Source organism: Lacinutrix cladophorae (assembly GCF_053604645.1).
Map to the genome: position 1 here is coordinate 110,372 of NZ_JBSHNR010000071.1, position 24,768 is coordinate 135,139.

The following is a 24,768-nucleotide window of genomic DNA, read 5'->3' on the forward strand; positions in this document are numbered from 1 at the left end:
GCTCGATTCATGTCGAATAAAAAGAAACACAAAATACTTGTTTTAGGTGTAAATGGCTTTATTGGTAATGCTATTTACAAAGAACTATACCCCTATTTTAGAGTTTTTGGAACCTATGCAACATCCAGTGCTGTATTAGAAAAAAACAAACAATTTTTTCATTACAACCACGAAGAAGATGATGTCGTAGAAATATTAGAAGCAACAAAACCTAGTATTATTATTTCTGCGCTTCGCGGCAACTTTGCAACCCAAACGATTGCACATCAACATATTTCTGAATATATAAAACAAAACGATTGTAAGATTATTTTCTTGTCGTCTGCAAATGTATTTGATGCCTATAAAAATTATCCAAGTTACGAGCTAGACAAAACTCTAAGCTCTAGTATCTATGGCCATTTTAAAATCAAAATCGAAAATATGCTCATGCGTTTACCAAAACGAAAATGGGCTATTTTAAGAGTTCCTATGGTTTTTGGTCAAGGTGCTCCAAGAATAGAAGAAATAAAAACATACCTAAAAGAAAAACTGCCAATAGAGGTTTTTCCTAACTTAATAATAAATGTAACGACAGACGATAAACTCTCGCAACAAATACATTATATCATCAACAGGAATAAATCAGGAATTTTTCACTTAGGAAGTACAGACCTAATACATCATGATGAATTTATAAAAGAAATTGTAACTTCTCTAGTAGTATACAATCCTATTTATAAACAAGTCTACACAACAAATGACGATAGATATTTAGCAGTTTTACCTAAAGAAAATCTATTGCCAAAAAACTTACAAATTGAGAGTAAAGATGTATTAAAAATGAGTATTTTGTAGTTTGAATAAAACGACATCAAATAATGAAAATTTCGGAAGAAGATATTGAAAAACGCTTGTTACACTTTCCAGATTGGGAATTCTATGAAAATGCACTTCACGCAGAATTTGAATTCGATAATTTTAAAGATTGCTTTAGTGCTATGAGTAGAATTGCTTTTGAATGTGAAGCACTGAACCACCATCCAAATTGGTCTAATGTTTATAATGTTCTAAAAATCAACCTCTCAACTCATGATGTAAATGGAGTTACCATTAAGGACTTTAAACTAGCCGAAGCTATTGCAACAATTGTAGTGCCAGAAGACGAATAATTTACTATCTTCCTTTCATTTTTATGTTTAAAAACCTACTCTATTCTTTTTTACTTTGTATTCCTATACTTACAAATGCACAAGACCATGTATTTTGTAATCAATTAACAGCTCTAGATTCTTTAATAAAAGTTGCGCATTATAAACCTAAAGCTATAAACGATAGCCTTTCTAAACATGTTTTCAAATTATTTATAGAAAATTTAGATACAGACAAACGATATTTTACACAAAAAGATATTGCAAAATTTAAGACAGATGCTTTTCAAATAGATGATTATTTAGAAAATAAAAATTGTGACTTTATAACGAAATACATACAAGTATTAACCTTAAGAATTGAGCAATCTATTGAGTATTTAGAAAATTTAAAGCAACAAGAACTAGATTATTCGGGAAAAGATATTTTAAATTTTACGCAAAACAAAGATGTGCGTTTTTATAAAAACGAAGAAGATTCAAAAAGATATTGGTCTAAAAAAGTACGATATTTATTGATATTAGATATTATAGACCAAGATTCTATTTTCGAAAATGTAAAAGCAAATTTTAAAACTTTTGAAAATTCAAACAAAGAAAAAATAATAGATAATCAAATCTGTTTACTTTATGAAATTTTAAACCAAGAAGGAGGAATTTCAAATTTGGTTACAGAAAATTTCTTGAATGCATTTATACAATACCAAGATCCAAATTCTACTTATTTTAATGAAACCGAGAAAACGGTGTTTGAGAATTCCTTGGCCATTCAACAAGAAACATTTGGTATACTAACTAAAAAAAATAAAAACGGGGAAATTGTAATTAGCCATATCATTCCAGGAAGTTCAGCCTTTAAAAATGGTGCTTTTGAAGAAGATGATGTAATAAAATCATTAACTTCAAAAGACAATGTTTTACAAATTCATTGTATAAAAAACGAAGATATAATTCGATTTTTAAATAACAGCGACAACAAAACTGTAACTTTTAAAATTAAAAAAAGTAATGGCTCTATATTAGATATTGAGCTAAACAAAACGGTTTTAAAAGTTGAAGAGAATTCGATTACAGGATACATTATTGGTGAAGATGTTACTTTCGGTTATATTAAAATACCAAGTTTTTACACCAATTTAGAATCTTATAATAAAAGAGGATTAACCACCGATTTTGCTAAGGAATTATATAAACTTCAAAAAGAAAATATAAAAGGACTTATTATAGATTTAAGATTTAATGGTGGAGGTTCTATGCAAGAAGCTATAGAACTAAGCGGTATGTTTATAAACAAAGGTCCAGTTTCTATTATTAGGGATAATAAAAACGAACAGTTTACCTTTAGAGATCCTAGTCGTGGTACTTTTTTTAATAAACCTATAATAATATTAATAAATAATTATAGTGCTTCTGCTTCCGAGTTTTTTGCAAGTACTTTGCAAGATTATAATAGGGCAATTCTTGTTGGTTCTACAACACATGGTAAGTCAAGTGCGCAAGTTATTCTTCCGTTAAGCGAAAAAAATAATTTAGGTTTTTGTAAAATTACTATCGAAGCATTTTATAGAGTAACAGGAAAGAGTTTACAGGCTAATGGTGTAATTCCAGATATCCAGTTACCTTCTATTTACGATGATTTTAAGTTTAATGAAAAAGATAAACCTTATGCATTACCTAACGATACCATTCTAGCAACACTTAAACATGTTCCGCTTCCAAAAATTAATTTCTCAAATCTAATTACTAAAAGTAATGCTCGTGTTAATAAAAGCGCAGATTTTGCTTTAGTAAAAACCGCAAATAAAAAACTATTAGAAAATTACTATAGCGAAGATTCCCTTGCTTTAACATTAGATAATGTATATAAACACGAGCAAGATTACAAAACCATGTGGCAATCTATTTTCGATAATAAAAAAACAGAAACAAAAATTGCAGTTTCCAATACGCTTTCAACTACAGAGTTATTAAGCTATAATGAAAATGAAAAAACAAATAACCAAATGCTATTAGGCAGTTTATCTAAAGACATTTATATACATGAAGCCTATTTAATTCTTAGCAATTTTATAAACCCTAACTAATAATTTATGAACAACTTTACTAAAATATTAATTGTCATTCTTTTATGTTTTTCAACACAAAATAGTATTGCACAAAAATTTGACAACCCTTCCGATTACTTAACATTTGTTGGAGATGAATTAGAAGTTATTGCAAAAAACAACTGGAAATATACAAAGGCTATTGCCCATAGTAAAAATGATAAAAATATTGCTAGCAAACGAAAAGTGTTACTAAAATCTGTAGAAAAAGCATTTCTTAAAGTACAAAAAGCAGAAGGTTATGATGGTGACGAATATAAAAACCAAGTACTAAAACATTTAACATTTAATAAAAATATCTTAAATAACGATTACGCCGAAATTTTAGATATGAAAGCTATTGCAGAGCAATCCTACGATCTAATGGAAGCATACATTCTTGCTCAGGAAATGGCAGATGAAAAAATGGAACAAGCGCAAGCAGAATACGAAAACAATTTTTACGCTTTTGCTAAAAAACACGATATTAATATTATTGAAAGTGATTCCGATTTAAGTAAAAAAATGAAAATTTCGGGAGAAGTATTTAATCATTATAATGAGTTATATCTTATCTTTTTTAAAGTCTATATTAATGAAATATATTTAATGGAAGCATTAGAAAAAAATGATATTAGCGCAATTCAACAAAACACAAATGCACTAAGCCAATCTGCAAAAGAAGGCATCACTATTTTAGAAAACACAGCTTTATATAAAAATGATGCTACCATAGTAAAGGCTACAAAAGCAATTTTTGATTTTTTTATAGATGAAGCAGACAATAAAATGCCACAGTTATTAGATTTTTTAGTATTAAACGACGATATGGAAACCATTAGTAATACCTTAGAAAAAACTCCAGAAAAAAAACGTACTAAAAAACAAATTGACGACTATAACGATAAAGTTAAGCAAATAAACAAAGCTGTAAAAAACTATAATAAAGTAAATACAATACTAAATAACAATCGTCAAAAAGCATTTAACACATTAGATATTACTAAAGATAAATTTTTAGACAAGCACATTCCTAAGGATTAAGGTTTTTTTTTAAATTTGTAATACTAAATAATTAATTAAAAATTTTCGCTTTCGCGGAAACCAAAAAATAATATTAAAATGGGAAGAGCTTTCGAATTTAGAAAAGCACGTAAAATGAAACGTTGGTCTGCAATGAGTAAAGCCTTTACACGTATTGGTAAAGATATTGTAATGGCTGTTAAAGAAGGAGGACCAGATCCAGATAGTAATTCACGCCTAAGAGCTGTTATTCAAAATGCAAAGGCAGTAAACATGCCTAAAGACAATGTAGAACGTGCCATTAAAAGAGCTAGTGATAAAAGTCAAGGAGATTATAAAGAAGTTGTTTTTGAAGGTTATGCACCACATGGAATTGCCGTTTTAGTAGAAACTGCTACAGATAACAATACACGAACTGTTGCAGATGTAAGAAGTTATTTTAATAAATGTGATGGTAGTTTAGGTACTTCTGGCTCTGTTGTATTTATGTTCGATCATACTTGTAATTTTAGAATTAATGCCGAAGGATTAGACCCTGAAGAATTAGAATTAGAATTTATCGATTTTGGTGCAGAAGAAGTTTTTGCAGACGATGACGGCATTTTAATCTACGCGCCTTTTGAAAGTTTTGGTGCTATTCAAGCAGAATTAGAATCTCGTGAAATTGAAATTCTTTCTTCTGGTTTTGAACGTATTCCACAAGTAACTAAAAAACTAACTCCAGAACAAGCAGCAGATGTAGAGAAACTTTTAGAAAAATTAGATGATAATGATGATGTGCAAAATGTATATCATACTATGGAAGAATCTACAGAAGAATAATGAAAATATGTTGACTAATAAATATTTATAAATTTAAGAAAACCTAAACAATTAGTTTAGGTTTTTTTTGTAACATTATGTATTGTAAATTGTTATACTAAATAAACATCTTTATGAAATTTAAATATGCTATATCGCTTCTTTGTTTAACCCTATTTAGCAACCTTACACATGCTCAAACCATTTCTGGTAAAGTTATATCTTCTACTAATGAAGAAATTCCTTTTGCGACAATTCAAATTGGTAATGACTATGGTGTGATTTCTAATGAAGAAGGTAACTTTACCATAGATACTAAAGGTTTTAAAGAAACTGATTCGGTTACTATTTCTTGTTTAGGGTTCGAAAAAAATGGTTTTTTACTTCAAAACTTTACCGCTAAAGAATATGTCTTAAAAGAAAAAGTAAATGAACTATCTGAAGTGTTTTTAAACCATACCGCGTTATCTGCAGATTCTATTATATATTATGTAAATACTAATGTTAAAAATAATTACCGATTAGATTTAAATGAATTTAAAATATTTAGCAGAAAAACAGATTATATCGTTGGTGATTTGGCCGATTTTGAAATTAAAAAATCCACAGGTTTTAAAAGAAAACAGTTACAAGCATTTAATGATGATTTTGACAAACTCGAAACTTCACTTGTCAATAATACCTCCAAACAATATACTGATTTTGTAGGACAACTAAAGGTTTTAGATAAAGACAATGCTAAATTAGAAGTAGAAAAAGCTATTAGCTTACGAGATGAAAAAAATGATCAATCCATGGAAAGTCTTGCCGAACGCGGACAAGAAATTGTAATGAAACATTTAGATAAAGATAAAATGTATACTGTAAAATCTGGTTTTTTTAAAGTTACAGACTCGGCAACCTTAAATAAAGAAGAAATAAAAAAAAGACAGGATACTGTAAACACGTTACGTTATGCTAAAAAAGAAAGCTTTAGTCTAATAAGTAACAGTAATTTTGCAAATCCGGATGCTGGTTTAGACTTTGTTACAAATTCAAAAAAATATAAATACACGCTTAGAGATGTCACTTTTTTAGATAGCGAAATGGTATACATTATAGACTTTCAACCAAAAAGATCTTCTGCATTATATACTGGAACGATGTATGTATCTAACGAAAATTTTGCTGTGATTCGAGCAGATTATACTTTTTATGAAAACCGAGTTGGTGAAAAATTAAACTTAAGGCTTTTATTCGGCATTAAATATATTGAAAAAAACCAGAAAGGAATTGTCGTTTATAAAAAAGGAGAAGACAACTACTACTACCCTAGTTATATAAATAAACAAATTGATAGATACTTTTATGTTAACAGACCTATTAAGTTTATTGAAAATGAAAATTCTCGAAATAAAGTTGCCTTTAATTTTAAAATTGAAGGAACTTTTAAGGGCAAATCAGAACTATTAATTATTTCTAGAAAAGATATAGAAGCTAACAATTATAATAACTACACCGAAAAAACTAGAATTGATTTTGAAAACCCTAAAACATATGATGCTTCCATATGGAAAGATTATAATGTTTTAGAACCTTTAAATGATATGAAAAACTTTAAAGTAACACCAGAAGAAGCAAACTAAAAAAAGCTACTTCAACTTAAATTAAAATAGCTTTTGTAAGTAGTACAACTAATGTTTCTTTTTAGAGACTTATAGTTTACTTTATGTTTCACTAGTTCCTACTGGTTATTTATTTTCAAATATTATGCCAAAATTAACGACCATTTAGCAATTAAAGAAAATTGCTTGTTTGTTTTTTTTATATCCCAATACACACAGAATACATTTTTTATAGAATACTTTAATACATCTGTTTTAAAATTAGAAATTAATTGCTTTTCATTAATTCTATTATCTATAATGGTATAATTAGGTCCTGTAATAGAAAATTTTCTAGCAATATAACCAGAAGTTGCATTTGCAAGTGTCCAAGGAAAAATTCCTGGGTTAGCAAAACGTGGACTATGCTCTAAAGCGTTTTCCCAAAATGCAATAGAAGAAAAAGTTCCTGCGTTTAAAGTAATAAAACATAGCGCAGTTTGGTTACCATAAAACTCGAAATTGTTTTCAACATGAATAGCATCAACAAATTTTTTAGCCAAGTCCGCTTCTGTATTTCCAGTTGTTTCGTAGGTATTCCAATTTAATTCCATGATGAAAATAAGCTTATAGAATTTAATCCTCCAAAAGCATAACCACAATTTAATACGTGATTTACTTCCGTGTAAACGGGTTGCTTCGGAATACGAATATCAAATTCTGAATTGGTATGATTTATTGTATGTGGAATTGTATTATGTTGAATAGAAAGCACAGAAACAATAGCTTCAATTGCAGTTGCTGCACCTAAGGTATGCCCAATTTTAGGTTTAATACTAGAAACATAAGGCTTGTAGACTTTAAAAACATTAGAAATTGCTTGTGCTTCCGATTGGTCAGATAATTTAGTACCTGTTCCATGTGCTGAAATCCAATCTATTTTAGAATGTTTAAGAGCATTATTTTTTAATATTTGATTAAAACAATCTATAATTCCAGAAGCATCTGGTTTTGGTGCAGTAGGATGATATGCATCACAAGACAAGGCACAATCGTTAATAATAGCTAGAACATTCGTATTTCTTTTGGTAGCATTTTCTACTTTTTCAAGCACCAAGAAACCTGCTCCTTCTCCTAAAATCATTCCATCTCTATCTAGATCAAAAGGCTTACAAATCCCAGAAGGACTCATGGCCCTACTTCTACTAAAACCAGTCATTGCTATTTTAGAAAAAGGATCTACTCCACCAACTATAGCAATAGTAATATCACCTTTACGCAAAGCATCTAATCCTGCATTTAACGCGTAATTTCCAGCTGCACAAGCTGTTGCAAAACATTGAAAAGTTTTAATTTTAGGGTATTTTTGCTGCAAACGTTTACAAATACCAAAGCCTGTATAATCTTCAGGAATTAATGTCTTATTTTTTTCTGCTATTGCTTCAAAAGCAGCAGATTCTCCCATTGTAGTTCCTAAAAATAATCCCCATTTTTCTTGAGATGCTACTTTTGCTTGTTGTATGGCTTGATCTATTGCTGCAACCGAAAAAAGAAATCCTCTTTGTAAGGCATCACATTCAAAGTTTTCTACACGAGCAGCATGCGTATATTTAAAATCTAAATGTTTTAAATCTTCCCAGTTTTTTATTCCGCAGCTATCATTTAACAATGCACTCCAAAAATCGTTTATATTATTTGCCAGCGAACAAACAACACCAAGGCCTGTTACTGCTATATTATTATTGGTTAGCATTTGCTATATATTTTGCGAGTAAATTTATACTAGCTATTTGCGACCAATCTTCGTCTGGAATTTCAATTCTATACTCTTGCTCTATTCTAGCTATAAACTCTGCCATATCTAAAGAATCTACACCTAATTCATATTTAAAATTAGAATCGTTAGACTCTATTTTTAAAGTAGGTTTTACATCTTTAAAATGAGATAATATGGTATTTATTATATTTTTCATGGGTACGTTTTAATATTATTAGCAAATAATGCTGTTTCCTTTGTAGAATAAATTGGCGCTAAAGGATCTCCAATTAATCGGTAATGTGTGTATGATGAAAGGTTTTTGGGAGTAGCCTGAACTATTAATTCGGCAATCGTATTTGCGCCACTTAATAACGCTTTCGTAATCCCAACAGACCATCTAGTATTATCGGTATGTAATGTACTATCAACCGCTCCAAAACTTACTGCTGTTTTTCCATCTAAAACCAATTGTTCACAAAAAGAAATAGCTGTATTTTTTCTACTTGCCGTTTTACAACATAAGGAAAGTAAAGCTCCTACCGGTTTTGCTTTTTTGTTTTCAAAATGATGTGAACGTAAACCATAGTAACCCACCCAGCCAATTGGTCTTCCATGCCCAAAGTAAGTTGCTAAACCTAACCCACTTTCGAGACCTTCAATCATACTTTCTCTTAATAACAAATTACTACTCCATTTATATGGTGATAAACTTGGCGAGTTAAGTATTGTTGCCATTCGATCTACAATTCTAGTAAACCTAGGATGTTTTTGCGATAGTAATGCTACTGCACATTGGTCTTGCTTTCTGCCATGTACTTCATTTATTGTTTTAGAAAAGGTGAAAAGGTCTTCACTATTACGAATTGGTAACCAAGCAATTGGTATATTTTTATTTTCTGAAGTTTTAATAAATGGAAATTTTAAAGCGTTTTTTGGATAACATTTAGCATCACCAATAAGCAAAACTGCATCTTGATTTTGCACTTGACTTTGAATTTCATTATAACTAGGACGTATATTATATGAAATTACATGCACTTCTATACCATACTTTTTATAGGTGTTTTGAAGTAGGATAAAATTTTCTTCCGATTTAACATCGGAAGAAAATTGTGGTTTAACAATTAAAATTGTTTTATGCTGCTGCTTTAACTTCATCTATAAAAGGAATAAATCTATTAATATCTGCACCTGTTTGACCTAACAATCGAGCTCTAACAAAGTATTGCATTAATACTTGACCTTGTTGTTCTTCATTAAAATCACTAAAAGAAGTAGCATTATCTAAAACAGTTTCTCCTCCTGCTCCAGTAAATCTTCCTTCGGAAGCATTAGACAAAGTTGTTGATGGTGGTGTTCCAACGGGTGTAAAATATGCATTAGGAATATTAATACCAACATCGCTATCCCCTTCATTATAACCATAATTGTAACCTGCACCAACTAATTGTGCTGCAACTGCATGTGCTAAGTAAACAGGTCCTATATTTTGGTTTTGCCAAACATGCGTTAATTCATGAACTAAAGTAGCTCTACTAAAATCATCATCTACATCAAAATTAATTAAGTTACCAGTTACAAAGGCACGTGAATTTGGATTACCTGTAAAGAAATCTTGTATTCCAAAAACAATATCATTTAACGGACCTTCTTTGGCTATAAATGTATTATCCCAATCAATAGAATCTCCAAATACAAATTGACCATCTGCTATTTCATCTGCAGTTAAACTTCGATAACTACCGAGCATTTCAAATAGCACAGATATTGTAGCACCTAACATTCCAGCACTTACTTCAAATACAGCTTCCAACATCTCTTCTACTGACTCTCCTAATTCTTGAAGCGTTTGAGTAACTTCTTCTATAAATTCTTCTCCAGTATCTAAAACAGATTGATAAATATCTTGTAAGGAGTTACCAATATCTCTAGTTGCAGCAATAAAATTATCTAGTGCTTGATCAGGATGTAACATTACTTCGGTTAATAAAGTAGCTAAAGCAACTCCAGCTGCTAAGGCACCAAGTATAACTTCTTTCATTATTTCTAATGTTTTATTAGCAACCCAAGAAATTAAACCTGCAATAGCACTTGCTGCTCTTAAAGCGCCTTCTACAAATTTTCGGATTCCAGGAATAAAATCATTTTCGAGATAATTTAATACATAATTAATAGAATTACCAATACGTTCTGTGGCTTCTCCTAAAAGTTCTAAAGCTTCATCACCTACAGCAATTGCCCAATCAATCACTTCAGAAATTCTACTTCCAATATCTTCAACAAGTTCTAAAATTCTATCAAAAATGGTGTCTGCTTGTTCTAAAGCCCAGTCCATAATTTCTGTAACCGATTCTTTTACAAATCGAATTGCTAAAACAGTTTGTCTCCAAATTTCGGAAGCTAAAGCTTCGCCTCTTGCAATTAACCATTCAAAAATATCTCCTACAGGACCTAAAGCCTGTAAAATGCCATTAACAATTTTTCGGAATACAAAATAAGTTTCTTCTATTACAGATTCTAAAATATCTGCAATAGTAGCTCCTGCAGCAATTGCAGCTTCAATTAGTCTTGCTGCACTTCTATACGTAAACTCAATCATAGCTTTTGTAAATTCGGCAATTTTTTTACCAAGTTCGAGCATAGCTTTAATGGTCTCTTTTAAAAGATCGACTGTTAAATCAAACACATCTTTTAAAATAGTTACCATAGATTTACCAAGTTCGAAAGCAGCTTCAACAATTTTTTTAATTGCCGCAATACTTTTATTAGCAATAGTTGAAATTAATTCGATTAATGTTCTACCAGCCGCTAATAAACCTTCTACAACCTTATTTGCTAATTCTTTAGTAGTATCGATAATAAAATCTGTAAACTCTACTAAAGCGGTACCTATTTCTGAAGCTGCTCTAACTACTTCATTTACAAAATCGGCAGCAGCATTTGCAGTTTCTTGAATAATTTCGGATAAAGTATTTCCTAATTCGGTAAAAGCTCTAACTACTTCATTTACCAAATCTCTAGGGCGGGTAACCAATGTTACTAAAATAGAGCCAATAGTTTCCCCTATTTCGATAAGTACTCTAACCGTATTTCTAATAAGTGTAATACCAAATTGAAGTGCTTGATTGAGAATATTACCAATAGTTTTACCAATACTAATTAAAGCTTCCACTCCAGCTTTAATAAACTCGTATGTTTTTGTGGCTAGCCATTTTAATAAGTCTGCTAATACTTCACCAAGTTGATCGATGGCTTTAATTACGGCTTCAATAATATCTTTGGCAAAAGCGAAAACATCTTCCATAATATCTATAAAAGTTTTGCCTATTAGTTTTATGGCTTCTACAAATTTTTTGACTACAGAAAAAGTATATTCTGCAGCGGCTTTTAGTATCTTCCATAATTCTTGTCCAGCTTCGACTAAAGCTCTAGCAAGACTTGCTACTTCTTCTACTACCCAATTTACGGCTTCTACAAAAGCATCTACTAAATCTTCAAAAAAACCTGTAAGTTCGTCAACAATAGTTGTAATAGCTTCTCTTATAAAATCGGCTACATCTTCAAAAAATTCAACAACTGCATCATCAGTTTCTCCATCAGAAAAAACAGGTGTGTGTCCTTCAATTTTTCGTATTTGTGCACCAGCATCTCGAAGCCAAATCATCACTTCATTAATGCCATTATTGTCTTTATTTCCTTTATCATCAAATACAAAATCCTGCATTATGGTTCTGCATTGTTGTCTAGGCAATTGGCTCATAGCATGGACTACTCCTCTACCTTGATTTGCGTTACGATATCCTTTAATAACTGCGCATCTTTCTTTTTTTTCCATTTGTGCAACACCTTGAAAGAATTCTCTATGATCTTTTGGGTCTTTAATGGTTTTTGCATAGGATTCGGATAGTTTAACCGCCTTGTTTTCGCTTTCTTGAAACATCATTCTTACTGCAGGAGCAAGTTCTACTGCTTTGTACTTACATTTTTTAACAGCATCTGTTACCGATTTTTTACTTCTAAAAGAAGCAGATTCTAATGCTGTTATAATAGCATTTTTTCCTGTTACGAATTTAGTTTTGCTAAGGTTTTTTTTTCGTGTTTCAACTTTTTTTAATTCTGCTTTAGTACCCTTTTGTGAAACTGTCTTTTTTTTCGGAGCAGATTTTCCCGAAGTGGTTTTTTTCTTACCCATGGTTTATGGTTTTAAAATTAATGCCACTAAAAGAAATTAGTCATTTTCAATTTGTATTTTAGGAAATACAGCTATAAAAAAGTTAGGAAGAATGTAAATGTAATAAAATTTATGCTTAACGCAAATATTAACGTGTTAATAATCAGATATTTATACATTTTATTAATTTTAAACAATTGAAAATCAATTGTTTACAACTTGCAAAAACACGGTAATAATACAAAAATTAAATCGTAATTATTTGATAATTAGCCTATTACAAAATACAGTTTTTTGAAACACGTTTCGTTTTTTATATTTAATACTTGGTATTATTGATACGTTACATTGTCTGTAGTATGCTTAAAAAAAGTAATCTACATTTAATATAATAACGGAATAAAAGTTAACATTTGTGAAGAGAAAAAATAATGATGCACTTATGTTTGTAGAAAAATATCATTAAACATTAAAAGATTTTTCAGGTATTTTACCTTTTACGCCTTTAAAAAATTGATACATAAATGTAAAATCTGCTTCTTGATTATCTGTAGGATAAAAAGGTTCGGAGATTTTATTTTGTTTCTTACCAAAATCGAAAGTCACCATCACAATTGGTACATTTGCAGCTTTGGCTATGTGATAAAAACCTGTTTTCCATTCTGTTACTTTATTTCTAGTCCCTTCGGGAGCTAAAGTAAGACGTAGTTCGTCATTTTTTTCAAAAAGTTTAGCTATAGCTTCTACTTTATTTTGTCCAGGTGTTCTATCTAATGCATGCCCTCCAACGGCTCTAAAATAATAACCAAAAGGGAATATGAATATTTCTTTTTTACCAAGAAAATTAATTTTAGTATTTGCAATTCTTCTAATTAATAAACCAATATAGAAATCATGCCAACTAGTATGAGGAACAGCTATTACAACGTACTTCTTCAAATCTTTTGGAAACTCACCTACAAGTTTCCATTTCATAATTTTAAAGTATATAAACTTGTATATGAATGTAAGCATAAATAAATTACATTTTTTGATATAAAGCTTTAAGCTTTTCTCTGGTAATTGTTTTTTTCCAGTTTTTTCCTATTGCATTTTCCCAAAGTGGTTCTAAACTTAGAGCAACATCAATCATAATGTCAAATTCTTTATCGCTTAAACCTTCGCAAACACCTTGTGGTATAGAGATATTATGTTTTTTACGCATAATTTTATACATGGCAACTCCCTCTGGATAATATTCTTCTAGGTGTTCAAAAACGATGCAGTTACCTACACCATGTTTTACACCTAATAAATAGCCTAAACCATAACTTAATGCATGTGCAACACCAACTTGGGAATATGCAATGCTCATTCCTCCATGCCAAGAAGCCATCATTAATTTATCTGCGGCATCCTTTTGACTTAGAGTATCTTCAAGAAAGATTTCCTTACAAAGTTCTAAGGCTTTTTCACCATAACTTTGGCTAAATGCATTTAAGTAGGTGCCTTTTAAGGATTCTATACAATGCACATAACAATCCATTCCAGTATAAAACCATTGGTCTTTTGGTACATCTTTAGTTAATTCTGGATCTAGTATTACTTGATCAAAAGGAGTGTAATCGCTATTGATTCCTAATTTTCTAACTGGACCTGTTAAAATAGTAGTTCTAGAAACTTCGGCTCCTGTACCAGAAATAGTAGGTATTCCAACATGGTAAATTGCTGGATTTTTGATAATATCCCAACCCTGATAATCTTTAGATTCCCCTTCATTTGTAAGCATTAAAGCAACGGCTTTAGCAAGATCTAAAATGGTTCCGCCTCCTATTCCAATAATACCCGAAGGTCTTTCTTTATAATCGAGAATAATTTGTTCTACTAACGCATCTACTTGCGTCGTTTTTGGTTCTTCTTCTGCTGAGATGTATAGTAACTTGTCTTCATAAGATAAAGGAATTCTTGATGTTAACCAAGGTTTACCTTTAAAGACATCATCTACCAAAAATATAAATGGTGCTTTAACGCTTAATCGTTTAGGCGATAAAATTTCGTTTAACTGGTTAAAACTTCCACGTCCATAAACTACTCTGGACACCATTGGGTAATTTTTATAACTCATTTATTATAATTGTTTAACAAAAATATAAATACTATTGTTTTTATTCCTATTGATTTAAAAAATATTGAAATTTTTCAGAAAATAATCCAACATGATACCCATCAACAAGTGCGTGATTGACTGAGATTGCTACATTCATGCTTAACATATTACTTTCTTTTTTTACTTTACTAAATGCAATTTTTGGTACTGAATCTTTTTCTCCGAAAAAAGGTTCTTTATGTCCTGAAAAATGGAGCCAAGGTAAAGCAGAACAATGTATGCAATCTAAACCATTTCTTTTTGGAAATAAAGCTTTGGAAGATTCAATTCTTGTTTTTTCAGACTCTAAATTTTTTAGAAAAACATCTAAATTTTCATGATACTCGATAAATGAAAACCCAAATGTTTTATCTTCTCTCATAATGGTAGCTGATGCATGAATAACATCATAAAGAACTACTTTTTCATCAACAATTCTATATTTTAAATTTTCGATACTATTGATTGCTTGCGTACAAGCGTGCATATATTTACCAAAAAAACTAATTCCATTATCTTTAGAAAACTGATAAGCTTTTGTAAGATCGAATGGAATAGTTACACCAAAATAAGGGTCCAACATTTTACTAAAATGATGAAACTGTTCTTCTCTATTCCATGTTTTTAAATTTATTTCTTTCAAATTAATCTAATAGATTTAAAATTTCTCTTACGTTTTTTACGGTTTTAAATGCTTTATCCTTTGTTTCCTTTTCCGTAACTTGTTCGTGTGCCCAAGTAGTATGAAATGGTACATGAATTGCATTAGCGTTGATGTTTATTAAAGGGAGAATATCCGATTTTAAGGAATTTCCTATCATTAAAAATTCTGCAGGATTTATATCTAAATGTTTTAATAATTTAGAATAATTTTCTTCTTTTTTGTCACTTAATACTTCAATATGATGAAAATAATCTAGCAAGCCTGATTTTTCTAATTTTCGTTCTTGATCTAATAAATCACCTTTTGTAGCAACGATTAATCTATATTTTTTAGATAATGTTTCTAATGTTTCTACTACTCCATCTAATAACACTACAGGTGCATTAAGCATTTCTTTACCAATGTTTAAAATCTTTTCAATAGTTGTATTAGAAATGGTATAGTTAGATAACTCTAAAGCCATTTCAACCATGGATAGTATAAATCCTTTAACACCATAACCATAAAGTGGAAGATTTTTTATTTCCATTTTAAAAAGTTCTTGGTCTACTTTATTAGCTGTTTCAAAACCTCCTAAAAGCTTAGCAAATTCTAACTCTGCGTTTCGAAAATAAGTTTCGTTAACCCAAAGTGTATCGTCTGCATCAAAGCCAATTACTTTTATATTTTGATATGCTTTATTCAATTTATTAGATTCTTTTAAATGAAATAACTAACTATTTCCAGAGTTTTTTAGCTCTTTCTAAATCTTCTGGAGTATCAATTTCTACACCTTCAACATCTGTTTCTACCATTTTTATACGTTTTCCATATTCTAAATAGCGAATGCATTCAATTTTTTCAGAAGCTTCTAAAGGCAACATTGGTAATGTATAAAAGTCTAATAATGCTTGTTTTCTAAATGCATAAACTCCTTTGTGTTTATAATACTTTGCTCCTACATTTATTGCTCTAGGATACGGAATTGGACTACGAGAAAAATATAAAGCAAAATTGCTTTGATCGACTATTACTTTTACTGTATTTGGGTTTTTTATTTCTTCTTCATTTGTAATATGCACCATTAATGATGCTAAGTCTACTTGATTCGCTTCATCTTTTTTAAACACATCAATCAACTTTTTTAAAGAATCTACTTCAGTAAAAGGTTCATCCCCTTGTACATTAACAACGATATCTACATCTAAATTTTGGACTGCCTCGGCAATTCTATCGCTACCACATTCATGTTCTTTAATACTCATAATTGCTTTGCCGCCATTACTTGTAATTTCATTAAATATAATTTCACTATCTGTTACAACAAAAACAGCATCAAATAGATTAGTTGCCATAGTAGCTTGATAGGTACGAAGGATAACCGTTTTGCCATTGAGGTCTTGCATAAGCTTACCTGGAAAACGAGTTGCACTATAGCGTGCAGGAATCATGGATATTATTTTCATATGTTTATAGTTCTACAAATCCATTTAATAGCGTTTCTACTTTAGAATTGTATTCTTCCATTAAGTTTTGCGATGTAAAAAGTATTATTTGAACAGTTCCTTTATCGTTAGAATAATAATAACCAAAGTAGGCAAATTTAATGCCAGACATGGTTCCACTCATTTTTAGCATAAGTACTTTTACACCATTTACGGTTCTGTACTCTTGGTCGGTAATTTTTGTATCTGGAGCAACATCCTTAGCATTAGAAATTGCGATTTCGCGAAGTGCTTTTAAGGGTATTTCTACTTTTTCGGTAATCACTGTACCATATAAATCTTCTCCTTTTAGTGCTAATTCATATTCTGCATCCTCATTTTCGGATGCTTTGCTAAACTTCCACTGTTTAGTATTCATCCAAATACCAATATTAAAAACAGAACTTTTTAATAAAAATTTAGCGTTTTTATCTTTTTCGAAAATAGAATTATTTTCTGGTATTTCTTCTATTAAATTTGCTTCTTCATCTAAATAACTCCAGGTTCCATCATCCATTAAAATGACTTGATCTCCATATTCTGTTACTGCATTAGTTTGTGAAAACAATAAGAAAGGGAAACATAAAACAACAAGATAAGTGACTTTTTTAATCATAAATATTAATTTAATTAAGTGTTTCAAAAATATAACTTTTAAATAGATTTTATGCTTTACTAGATTTAAACTTTTTGTAAAGTCTAAAAATAACGAGAAGTATAATAAGAACAAGTAGGATAGCTAAAACAGGAATAAATATGGAAATAATGGTCATTATTATAGATGTACCCGTTTCTATGGTAGCAACTACTGGGTTAGCGAAACCTGCTGTAGTTGTAGTAGAAGCAAGTCTTGTTACACTTGATGTTCCAGCAACTGCAGCCGCTGTACCTCCTCCTGCAATAATTGCTAAAGCCCATGTTATAACTGGACTCAAATCTGCAACTGTAGATACCATTACTGCTGTTCCTGCAATAGCTGCTAATGGTATTGCTATAGAATCTAATAAATTATCTACATATGGAATATAATAAGCAAATATTTCTACAATAGTAGCAACACCAAGTGTTATTACTGCTGTTAAACTACCAACCCATTGCCAGGAATCATTAAGTTCCCAAACATTAAAATGTGCTACTAGACTTAATGCAAATAGTGGTACAAACACTCTAAAACCGACTGAAGCAGCAAGCCCTACTCCTAAAAAAACACTTAAAATTGTTTCTATTGTCATTCCCTTTTCTCCCTTTGTAACATCTTCCCTAAGGGAAAAATTTATTTAGTTATTAAAATTAAATCTAACTTATTTTTTAATACTATCAAAATTGTGATTTTAAGTAGTTTATTCTATTTCCTGAAAAAATTCATCTTTAAAACCAATGAGGTACAATTTTTCTTTAGCTCTTGTAGCTGCAGTATATAGCCAACGAAGATAATCTCTATCGATCCCATTTGGCAAATAAGGTTGTTCTACAAAAACGGTATTCCATTGCCCACCTTGTGATTTATGACAAGTAATAGCATAAGAGAATTTTACTTGTAGCGCATTAAAGTGTTTGTTTCCTTTAATCTTTAAAAATTTTTTATAGTTACTAGTCTCATCTTCAAAGTCTTTTTGTACTTCTTGATATAGTCGGTTAGAATCTTCATAAGCTAACGAAGGTGTTTCGGCAGTTATAGTATCGAGAAGTAAAACGGTTTCAAAAGGAACCATGTTTGGATAATCGACCATACGTATTTTTACTTCCGCGAAGCGAAAACCATATAATTCTTGGATGGAGAATATTTCTAAGACTTCGATAATATCGCCATTTGCAATAAAACCTGCTTCGGTTGTTGGTTTAAGCCAGAAGTAATTATTTTTAACAACCATGAGATAATCACCAGCAGAAAGCTCGTTTTCATTAAACAAAATACGTTCTCTAATTTGTTGATTGTACATATTTGCCCGTTTATTACTTCGAACAATAATAGCTGTTTCTTCGTTCCCTAAGTTGCTATAAGAATCGTTAATGGCATCCATAATTTCATAACCATCTACAAGACGAACAATATCTTTAAAGTTTTTTAAGTCGAATTTAAACGTTTCCGCGAAAGCGCTAGAAATAGCTTCTCGTAATATAGTAGCATTTTCTAATATTCCTGAATCCTGTTCTTGTCGTACCACTTCGTCTAATTCCATTCTAGTAACGTCTTTATTATAATTAAGACTTAAGGTATTTTCATCTAATGCAGGGCTTAAATCTAATTTTACAGGAGGTAATTGTGCGGTATCTCCTATCAATAATAATTTACATTGATGACCAGAATATACATATTGCATTAAATCATCTAGTAACGAACCGTTTTCAAAAAGTTTAGAATCTCCAGGAGTATCTGGAATCATAGAAGCTTCATCTACTATAAAAATAGTGTTTTTATGTTTATTTGGTTGCAACACAAAATTTACACCACCACCTTTATTTTTTTTTGGAAAATATATTTTTTTATGAATAGTAAATGCTGTTTTTTTAGAATAATTAGAGATTACTTTTGCAGCTCTACCAGTTGGTGCCATTAACACAGCGCTTTTTTTAGCATGCCATAGATGGGTAACAATGGTACCTATTATGGTGGTTTTACCTGTCCCAGCATATCCTTTTAATAAATAAAGCGCATTTGAGTTTTTAGAAAAAATAAATGCAGAAAGTTGTAATAAAACGATATCTTGTTTTTCTGTTGTTTTAAACGGAAACTGCTGTTTTATAAGGGAATAAAATTGGGATTCGGTCATTAATTATAGTTGTGTAATAAAATTTCATCAAATATAGTGATGATTTTTATGCACTTTGGTTTTAACGATTAAAAAAAAATTGTAGATTTGCGAAAGACCTTTATTAAAATTTAATTAATCATACTATGAAATTAATATTAATTGCAATTGCAGTAATTCTTGTAACTATTGGGTTAGTTTGGCTTATAGATAAGTTCATTCCAACGAAGTTAAGACCAGTTTTAATGATAGCTCTTTGGGCTTTAATAGCCTTTTTAGGTTATCAAACATTTAATTCTATCTACGAGCCTATTAAATTTAATAAGGTAAAAGAAAAACGTTATGCAGAAGTAATTGCTAAAATGGTAGATGTTAGAGATTCTCAATTAGCACACAGACAAGTTAATGGTGATTTTGCTCCAGATTTTGAAAGCCTAATTAAATTTATTGATACTGCAGAGTTTACAATTACTCAACGTAGAGTTGAAACGGTTTTAGATAAAGAAAGAACTAGACTTTTTGGTGGTGTTGAAACCATGAAAGATATCACTGTTATTGATACTCTAGGTACTGTAGCTGTTAAAGATTCTTTATTTAAAAATTCGGATAGATATAGATCCATGATGAACATACCTTCTATTGAAGGAGCTAAAATTGAAATGAAATCTGGCTTACTTGGAGAAGAAGGTGAAAACAAGATTCCTGTATTTGAAGCAAAATTATCTAAGAATATCATTTTAGCCGATCAAAACAAAGATTTATTAGCGCAAGAAAATGAAACAGTATCTGTAGATGGTGTTAATGGAGATGCAATTAGAGTTGGATCTTTAGAAGAAATAAATACTAGTGGTAACTGGCCAAAAACTTATGGCGACAGCGAGTAATACAACAAACATACTAATTAACCAAGAGTTGTCCATTCAAATAAGTTTGAATGGACTTTCTTTTTGTATACTACATCCAGATACAAACACTATTGCATATTTAAAACATTTTAATTTTAGTCAAAAACAAACCCCTTTTCAAGTATTAGACGAATTAAAAAAGATATTTAATACCACACAAGCTCTACAAAGTAATTTTAACGCTTTAAACGTTGTGTACATCAACGAACTTTCTACTTTAGTACCAAAGCCTTTATTTAATGAAAATGCTATTGCAGACTATTTAAAATTTAACTCTAAAATACTACAAACAGACTATATAGCGCAAGACGTTATTGTTATAAATAACAGTGTAAATGTTTATGTACCTTACATGAATATTAATAATTATTTATACGACAAATTTGGCAGCTTTGCCTATAAACATTTTTCAACTATTTTAGTTGAAGAGATTTTGCTTAAAGAAAAACATGCACAAGATAAAAAAATGTATGTGCATGTAAACAATAACCATTTTGAAATAATTGTAACCAACCAAGGCAACTTAGATCTTTACAATACATTTACATTTACAACAAAAGAAGATTTTATATACTATATTCTTTTTACAGCAGAGCAATTACAACTGAACCCTGAAACGTTAAAACTTGTGTTTTTAGGTAATATTGTTGCAGAAAATGAACTCTATAACATTGCATTTAAGTACATAAGGCATATAGCATTTGGCACACCAAATACCAACTACATCGTAGACCAAGAAACAAAACATTCTAATTATATTTTAAAGCATAGCTTTTAATGCGAATAATATCCGGCAAATACAAAGGCAGAAGAATAACTGCTCCAAAAAAATTACCAATCAGGCCAACAACAGATATGGCCAAAGAATCTCTATTCAACATTTTAAATAACCAATATTATTTCGATGATGTATCTGTATTAGATTTATTTAGCGGAAGTGGAAACATAAGTTATGAGTTTGCCTCCAGAGGAACAGAACAAATTACAAGTGTAGATGCTAACTATGGTTGTATTAAGTTTATTAATGAAACTGCTGAAGCTTTTAATATGCAAATACAAACCATAAAAAGTGATGTATTTAGCTTTTTAGAAAAATCTTCTACCAAACACACTATCATTTTTGCAGATCCTCCTTACGATTTTCCAGTTGAAAAGTTTTCTAAAATACCAGAACTAATTTTTCAAAATAACTTATTAGAACAAGAAGGATTACTTATTATAGAACACTCTAAACATACAGATATTTCTCATCTAGCCAACTACTCACACTCTAAAGGCTATGGAGGGAATATGTTTAGCTTTTTTGAAATAGCAGAAAACGAGTAAATTTATTTAAAAAGTATTTACTTTTCCTACGTATTAATACGCCTATTACTATGCGTATGTTTTTATATTCTTTTTTTTTATTACCTTAGAAGTATCCTAATTAAATAAGCCAAAGAAATAACAATAATTCCTCTCAAGGAAGAGTTGATTTTATAGCAAAAAACATAGCCCTTTGCACAAAGCAAAGGGCTTGTTTGATAAAGTAAATCTATAAGCCGAATTTTGTACTCTAAAAGAGTCCTTATCATTTATCTACGTATATTGTTACCAATACACTTTAGCTGCCTACCCTCTAACATCGCGCGTGTACGCTCAAACATTAGTTTACATGACATTGCACCACATAGAGTTTACCTGGTTTCACTACAGCATTACCTGTACATACTTTCTGTTGCACTTTTCCTAATCTCACGACTGGTGGCTGTTAACCACTATGTTACACTATGGTGTTCGGACTTTCCTCCATCCCGATTTATCGGGACAGCGATAAGGCGAAATACTTGCTGCAAAGTTACAATAGAAATTTTATAAAATACAACTAATAAAGATCAAAAAAGGAATACATAAGATTCCCTCATTTAAAGGAATAAATTGTTAATAACTCCTATTAAAATTCGCATTCATTATTCTATATTTTACGCTTAATTTTTAACTTTGTTATTCTATTCATTAACTAGCATGTAAAGATGCTAAAACACGTAAAAACAAATTGGAACACTTTGTAGTATCTGCTAGAAAATACAGACCACAAACGTTTAAAGACGTTGTTGGGCAACAAGCTATTACAAATACCTTACTAAATGCAATAGATAACAATCACTTAGCACAAGCATTATTATTTACAGGTCCTCGTGGTGTTGGTAAAACAACATGTGCTCGTATTCTTGCTAAAATGATAAATAGTGATGGTACAGAAAAGGAAGATGAAGATTTTGCTTTTAATATATTTGAACTAGATGCTGCATCTAACAACTCTGTAGATGATATTCGAAATTTAACAGATCAAGTTCGTATTCCACCACAAGTTGGTAAATATAAAGTATATATTATTGACGAGGTACATATGCTCTCTCAAGCTGCTTTTAATGCTTTTTTAAAGACTTTAGAAGAACCGCCAAAACATTGCATATTTATTCTTGCAACTACCGAAAAGCACAAAATAATTCCAACTATTCTTTCACGTTGTCAAATTTTCGATTTTAAAAGGATTACCGTTAAAGACGCAAAAAATTATTTAAAGTACATCGCTAAAGAACAGGGAGTAGAAGCCGAAGATGATGCGCTTCATATTATTGCTCAAAAAGCAGATGGAGCAATGCGTGATGCACTTTCTATTTTTGATCGTGTAGTTAGTTTCTCAGGAAAAAATTTAACACGTCAAGCTGTTACTGAAAATCTAAATGTTTTAGATTATGAGACCTACTTTACAAGTACCGATTTTATATTAGAAAATAAAATACCAGAATTACTAATTCAATTTAATACCACTTTATCTAAAGGCTTTGATGGACATCATTATATCGCTGGATTAGCAAGTCACTTTAGAGATTTAATGGTTTGTAAAAATGAACAAACCATAGAACTTCTCGAAGTTGGAGAACAAACTAAAGCAAAATATATAGCGCAAAGTAAAAAAGCTTCACTAGCTTTTTTGCTAAAAGGAATTGAACTCGCTAATGATTGTGACTTAAAATATAAAAGCAGTAAAAATCAACGATTACTCGTTGAACTAACTTTAATGCAGCTTGCCTCTATCACTTTCGATGGAGAAAAAAAAAATAGCAAAAACTACATAATTCCAGCTTCCTACTTTATAAAAAAAGGAATTACTCCAATTCCTGTACAAAGACCCAAAGCGGAAGAAAAAAGCCTTCCTAAGAAAGAAGAAAACAAAGCGGTATCCACCAATACTTCAAAGCCTATTGCTAAAAAAACTAGTATTACACAAACACCAAAAATTGATTTAAATTCTCAAAAAAAATCATCTTCTGGTTTATCATTACGTAGTATTAGACTTAAAAAAGAGCATCAAATTAAACAAATGGAAGTTGTTCTTGATGAAGAAGACTTACCATCAGACGCATTTACAGAAGAAGCAGCTATTGAAGCTTGGTATGCTTTTGTTAAAAAAATAGAAGAAAACGGACAATATAATCTCGCTTCTATTTTATCTATAGACAAACCAAAAATTTCTGGAAATACCATTCATGTAGAATATCCAAATGCTACTAATAAAGTGGAAGTAGAAAGACAACAATATCCACTTTTAGGTTTTATTAGGAAGAAACTTAACAATTATGATATTCATTTAGAAGTTACTGTAAACGAACAATTGGAGAAAAAATACGCATACACTTCTAAAGATAAATTTGAAAAGTTAATGGAAAAAAACCCTAATATGGAATTGCTTAGAAAAACATTTGATTTAGATGTCTAGTTTTAAAAAAAAACTTCCACTACTCTTTTTACTAGTTATCATTCTACTTTCTAGTTGTGATGGCCGTGACAAAAAACATAGAACGGCACAACAAGATTTAATTGAAAACAAAGTATTGGATACTTTTTCTGGAGCTATTACTATTGTTCCAGAAACGTATTTTGAAAACGTTACAGACACCTTATTTAGTAATGGTTACCAAATGCATACTAAATTTTACTCTAGTATGGAAAGTGGTCTTATTATTAAAGATAGTGCAGATTTAAAAACTTATTATAGAGATATTTTAATTGATATAAAAGTATCTAAAGACAATAAAGAAATTTTTAATAATACTATTGACAAAGCTTTTTTATTAGAAAACAAAATATTAAATAAAGACGAAACTACAACCTATTTGGTTTCCGATTTTTGGTTAGAAAACCTAGATCAAGAAGATGGATTTCCTATTCTTGTTTTAAAATATGCAAATCCAAAATCTAAAAAATACAGGTTGTTTCGATTTAACTTTCATGAAAAAGGTTTAATAGTTGAAGAAGTAAAATAA

General features: G+C 30.3%; 24 protein-coding genes and 1 other RNA gene. 11 read left to right on the forward strand and 14 right to left on the reverse strand.

From position 1 onward, the window contains the following. Positions 1 to 9 precede the first annotated feature (9 nt). From ACVC3Y_RS01910 to ACVC3Y_RS01935, 6 genes are all read left to right on the forward strand, one after another. Positions 10 to 837, forward strand: coding sequence for a sugar nucleotide-binding protein (locus tag ACVC3Y_RS01910; RefSeq protein ID WP_452225967.1), 828 nt, complete (start codon positions 10 to 12; stop codon positions 835 to 837). A 23-nt stretch (positions 838 to 860) separates the two neighbouring features. Further along, entirely contained in the window at positions 861 to 1,151 is a 291-nt protein-coding gene (locus ACVC3Y_RS01915; protein ID WP_452225968.1) for a 4a-hydroxytetrahydrobiopterin dehydratase, read from the forward strand. A gap of 23 nt (positions 1,152 to 1,174) precedes the next feature. Beyond that, positions 1,175 to 3,214 carry a carboxy terminal-processing peptidase gene (locus ACVC3Y_RS01920; RefSeq protein ID WP_452225969.1) on the forward strand — a complete coding sequence of 680 codons (2,040 nt, stop codon included), beginning with the start codon at positions 1,175 to 1,177 and terminating at the stop codon, positions 3,212 to 3,214. Between the two features lie 6 nt (positions 3,215 to 3,220). After that, positions 3,221 to 4,258 (forward strand): hypothetical protein, encoded by a 1,038-nt coding sequence (locus ACVC3Y_RS01925; RefSeq protein ID WP_303425682.1) that lies wholly within the window; start codon positions 3,221 to 3,223, stop codon positions 4,256 to 4,258. Positions 4,259 to 4,336: 78 nt separating this feature from the next. Next, on the forward strand, positions 4,337 to 5,059 hold the full coding sequence (locus ACVC3Y_RS01930; RefSeq protein WP_303425680.1) for a YebC/PmpR family DNA-binding transcriptional regulator: 723 nt from the start codon (positions 4,337 to 4,339) through the stop codon (positions 5,057 to 5,059). 113 nt (positions 5,060 to 5,172) lie between these two features. After that, complete coding sequence (locus ACVC3Y_RS01935) at positions 5,173 to 6,663, forward strand: carboxypeptidase-like regulatory domain-containing protein (RefSeq protein ID WP_303425678.1); 1,491 nt, start codon at positions 5,173 to 5,175, stop codon at positions 6,661 to 6,663. A gap of 122 nt (positions 6,664 to 6,785) precedes the next feature. Here ACVC3Y_RS01935 and ACVC3Y_RS01940 read toward each other — a convergent pair whose 3' ends face one another. The 13 genes from ACVC3Y_RS01940 to ACVC3Y_RS02000 form a co-directional block, all read right to left on the reverse strand. Further along, a complete protein-coding gene (locus tag ACVC3Y_RS01940) occupies positions 6,786 to 7,235 on the reverse strand; it encodes a hypothetical protein (RefSeq protein WP_452225970.1) in 450 nt (149 codons plus the stop codon). Continuing rightward, complete coding sequence (locus tag ACVC3Y_RS01945) at positions 7,226 to 8,374, reverse strand: beta-ketoacyl-[acyl-carrier-protein] synthase family protein (RefSeq protein ID WP_452225971.1); 1,149 nt, start codon at positions 8,372 to 8,374, stop codon at positions 7,226 to 7,228. Before ACVC3Y_RS01945 ends, ACVC3Y_RS01940 begins: the two co-directional genes overlap by 10 nt. Continuing rightward, complete coding sequence (locus tag ACVC3Y_RS01950) at positions 8,361 to 8,594, reverse strand: acyl carrier protein (protein ID WP_303425673.1); 234 nt, start codon at positions 8,592 to 8,594, stop codon at positions 8,361 to 8,363. Before ACVC3Y_RS01950 ends, ACVC3Y_RS01945 begins: the two co-directional genes overlap by 14 nt. Then, positions 8,591 to 9,538, reverse strand: a complete 948-nt coding sequence (locus tag ACVC3Y_RS01955) for a C25 family cysteine peptidase (RefSeq protein ID WP_452225972.1) — start codon at positions 9,536 to 9,538, stop codon at positions 8,591 to 8,593. Before ACVC3Y_RS01955 ends, ACVC3Y_RS01950 begins: the two co-directional genes overlap by 4 nt. Further along, positions 9,516 to 12,572 (reverse strand): hypothetical protein, encoded by a 3,057-nt coding sequence (locus tag ACVC3Y_RS01960; protein WP_452225973.1) that lies wholly within the window; start codon positions 12,570 to 12,572, stop codon positions 9,516 to 9,518. The genes ACVC3Y_RS01955 and ACVC3Y_RS01960 overlap by 23 nt, the downstream gene beginning before the upstream one ends. Positions 12,573 to 13,013: 441 nt before the next feature. Continuing rightward, on the reverse strand, positions 13,014 to 13,526 hold the full coding sequence (locus ACVC3Y_RS01965) for a 1-acyl-sn-glycerol-3-phosphate acyltransferase (protein WP_452225974.1): 513 nt from the start codon (positions 13,524 to 13,526) through the stop codon (positions 13,014 to 13,016). A 46-nt stretch (positions 13,527 to 13,572) separates the two neighbouring features. Continuing rightward, positions 13,573 to 14,655, reverse strand: coding sequence for an iron-containing alcohol dehydrogenase family protein (locus tag ACVC3Y_RS01970; RefSeq protein WP_452225975.1), 1,083 nt, complete (start codon positions 14,653 to 14,655; stop codon positions 13,573 to 13,575). A gap of 46 nt (positions 14,656 to 14,701) precedes the next feature. After that, positions 14,702 to 15,319, reverse strand: a complete 618-nt coding sequence (locus ACVC3Y_RS01975; RefSeq protein WP_303425666.1) for a CatA-like O-acetyltransferase — start codon at positions 15,317 to 15,319, stop codon at positions 14,702 to 14,704. Position 15,320: 1 nt separating this feature from the next. Then, entirely contained in the window at positions 15,321 to 16,025 is a 705-nt protein-coding gene (locus ACVC3Y_RS01980) for an HAD family hydrolase (protein ID WP_303425664.1), read from the reverse strand. 31 nt (positions 16,026 to 16,056) lie between these two features. Next, on the reverse strand, positions 16,057 to 16,785 hold the full coding sequence (gene kdsB / locus ACVC3Y_RS01985; protein ID WP_303425662.1) for a 3-deoxy-manno-octulosonate cytidylyltransferase: 729 nt from the start codon (positions 16,783 to 16,785) through the stop codon (positions 16,057 to 16,059). 4 nt (positions 16,786 to 16,789) lie between these two features. Beyond that, complete coding sequence (locus ACVC3Y_RS01990; protein ID WP_303425661.1) at positions 16,790 to 17,419, reverse strand: hypothetical protein; 630 nt, start codon at positions 17,417 to 17,419, stop codon at positions 16,790 to 16,792. A 49-nt stretch (positions 17,420 to 17,468) separates the two neighbouring features. Beyond that, on the reverse strand, positions 17,469 to 18,035 hold the full coding sequence (locus ACVC3Y_RS01995) for a DUF4126 domain-containing protein (RefSeq protein ID WP_452225976.1): 567 nt from the start codon (positions 18,033 to 18,035) through the stop codon (positions 17,469 to 17,471). 108 nt (positions 18,036 to 18,143) lie between these two features. Further along, the gene (locus ACVC3Y_RS02000; protein ID WP_452225977.1) at positions 18,144 to 19,574 is read right to left on the reverse strand and encodes an ATP-dependent DNA helicase; all 1,431 of its coding nucleotides are present in this window, start codon (positions 19,572 to 19,574) and stop codon (positions 18,144 to 18,146) included. 125 nt (positions 19,575 to 19,699) lie between these two features. On the opposite strand from ACVC3Y_RS02000, the gene ACVC3Y_RS02005 reads away from it, so the two are divergent. The 3 genes from ACVC3Y_RS02005 to rsmD are packed head-to-tail and all read left to right on the forward strand — an operon-like array spanning position 19,700 to position 21,784. Next, positions 19,700 to 20,437 (forward strand): hypothetical protein, encoded by a 738-nt coding sequence (locus ACVC3Y_RS02005; protein WP_303425656.1) that lies wholly within the window; start codon positions 19,700 to 19,702, stop codon positions 20,435 to 20,437. Next, complete coding sequence (locus tag ACVC3Y_RS02010; protein WP_303425655.1) at positions 20,421 to 21,236, forward strand: DUF3822 family protein; 816 nt, start codon at positions 20,421 to 20,423, stop codon at positions 21,234 to 21,236. The genes ACVC3Y_RS02005 and ACVC3Y_RS02010 overlap by 17 nt, the downstream gene beginning before the upstream one ends. Beyond that, a complete protein-coding gene (gene rsmD, locus ACVC3Y_RS02015; protein ID WP_303425653.1) occupies positions 21,236 to 21,784 on the forward strand; it encodes a 16S rRNA (guanine(966)-N(2))-methyltransferase RsmD in 549 nt (182 codons plus the stop codon). Before ACVC3Y_RS02010 ends, rsmD begins: the two co-directional genes overlap by 1 nt. A gap of 195 nt (positions 21,785 to 21,979) precedes the next feature. Here rsmD and rnpB read toward each other — a convergent pair. Next, positions 21,980 to 22,287, reverse strand: an RNA gene (rnpB, locus tag ACVC3Y_RS02020) — RNase P RNA component class A. A 206-nt stretch (positions 22,288 to 22,493) separates the two neighbouring features. On the opposite strand from rnpB, the gene dnaX reads away from it, so the two are divergent. Together dnaX and ACVC3Y_RS02030 are read left to right on the forward strand one after the other, a co-directional pair. Continuing rightward, positions 22,494 to 24,221, forward strand: a complete 1,728-nt coding sequence (gene dnaX / locus ACVC3Y_RS02025) for a DNA polymerase III subunit gamma/tau (protein WP_303425652.1) — start codon at positions 22,494 to 22,496, stop codon at positions 24,219 to 24,221. Then, positions 24,214 to 24,768: a hypothetical protein gene (locus ACVC3Y_RS02030; protein WP_452225978.1), complete on the forward strand. Its 555-nt coding sequence runs from the start codon at positions 24,214 to 24,216 to the stop codon at positions 24,766 to 24,768. Before dnaX ends, ACVC3Y_RS02030 begins: the two co-directional genes overlap by 8 nt.

What these genes read in the sequence shown, in the direction of transcription:
- ACVC3Y_RS01910 (WP_452225967.1), top strand. Translation starts at nt 10, where the DNA reads ATGTCGAATAAAAAGAAACACAAAATACTTGTTTTAGGTGTAAATGGC.
- ACVC3Y_RS01915 (WP_452225968.1), top strand. Translation starts at nt 861, where the DNA reads ATGAAAATTTCGGAAGAAGATATTGAAAAACGCTTGTTACACTTTCCA.
- ACVC3Y_RS01920 (WP_452225969.1), top strand. Translation starts at nt 1,175, where the DNA reads ATGTTTAAAAACCTACTCTATTCTTTTTTACTTTGTATTCCTATACTT.
- ACVC3Y_RS01925 (WP_303425682.1), top strand. Translation starts at nt 3,221, where the DNA reads ATGAACAACTTTACTAAAATATTAATTGTCATTCTTTTATGTTTTTCA.
- ACVC3Y_RS01930 (WP_303425680.1), top strand. Translation starts at nt 4,337, where the DNA reads ATGGGAAGAGCTTTCGAATTTAGAAAAGCACGTAAAATGAAACGTTGG.
- ACVC3Y_RS01935 (WP_303425678.1), top strand. Translation starts at nt 5,173, where the DNA reads ATGAAATTTAAATATGCTATATCGCTTCTTTGTTTAACCCTATTTAGC.
- ACVC3Y_RS01940 (WP_452225970.1), bottom strand. Translation starts at nt 7,235, where the DNA reads ATGGAATTAAATTGGAATACCTACGAAACAACTGGAAATACAGAAGCG.
- ACVC3Y_RS01945 (WP_452225971.1), bottom strand. Translation starts at nt 8,374, where the DNA reads ATGCTAACCAATAATAATATAGCAGTAACAGGCCTTGGTGTTGTTTGT.
- ACVC3Y_RS01950 (WP_303425673.1), bottom strand. Translation starts at nt 8,594, where the DNA reads ATGAAAAATATAATAAATACCATATTATCTCATTTTAAAGATGTAAAA.
- ACVC3Y_RS01955 (WP_452225972.1), bottom strand. Translation starts at nt 9,538, where the DNA reads ATGAAGTTAAAGCAGCAGCATAAAACAATTTTAATTGTTAAACCACAA.
- ACVC3Y_RS01960 (WP_452225973.1), bottom strand. Translation starts at nt 12,572, where the DNA reads ATGGGTAAGAAAAAAACCACTTCGGGAAAATCTGCTCCGAAAAAAAAG.
- ACVC3Y_RS01965 (WP_452225974.1), bottom strand. Translation starts at nt 13,526, where the DNA reads ATGAAATGGAAACTTGTAGGTGAGTTTCCAAAAGATTTGAAGAAGTAC.
- ACVC3Y_RS01970 (WP_452225975.1), bottom strand. Translation starts at nt 14,655, where the DNA reads ATGAGTTATAAAAATTACCCAATGGTGTCCAGAGTAGTTTATGGACGT.
- kdsB (WP_303425662.1), bottom strand. Translation starts at nt 16,785, where the DNA reads ATGAAAATAATATCCATGATTCCTGCACGCTATAGTGCAACTCGTTTT.
- ACVC3Y_RS01990 (WP_303425661.1), bottom strand. Translation starts at nt 17,419, where the DNA reads ATGATTAAAAAAGTCACTTATCTTGTTGTTTTATGTTTCCCTTTCTTA.
- ACVC3Y_RS01995 (WP_452225976.1), bottom strand. Translation starts at nt 18,035, where the DNA reads ATGACAATAGAAACAATTTTAAGTGTTTTTTTAGGAGTAGGGCTTGCT.
- ACVC3Y_RS02000 (WP_452225977.1), bottom strand. Translation starts at nt 19,574, where the DNA reads ATGACCGAATCCCAATTTTATTCCCTTATAAAACAGCAGTTTCCGTTT.
- ACVC3Y_RS02005 (WP_303425656.1), top strand. Translation starts at nt 19,700, where the DNA reads ATGAAATTAATATTAATTGCAATTGCAGTAATTCTTGTAACTATTGGG.
- ACVC3Y_RS02010 (WP_303425655.1), top strand. Translation starts at nt 20,421, where the DNA reads ATGGCGACAGCGAGTAATACAACAAACATACTAATTAACCAAGAGTTG.
- rsmD (WP_303425653.1), top strand. Translation starts at nt 21,236, where the DNA reads ATGCGAATAATATCCGGCAAATACAAAGGCAGAAGAATAACTGCTCCA.
- ACVC3Y_RS02030 (WP_452225978.1), top strand. Translation starts at nt 24,214, where the DNA reads ATGTCTAGTTTTAAAAAAAAACTTCCACTACTCTTTTTACTAGTTATC.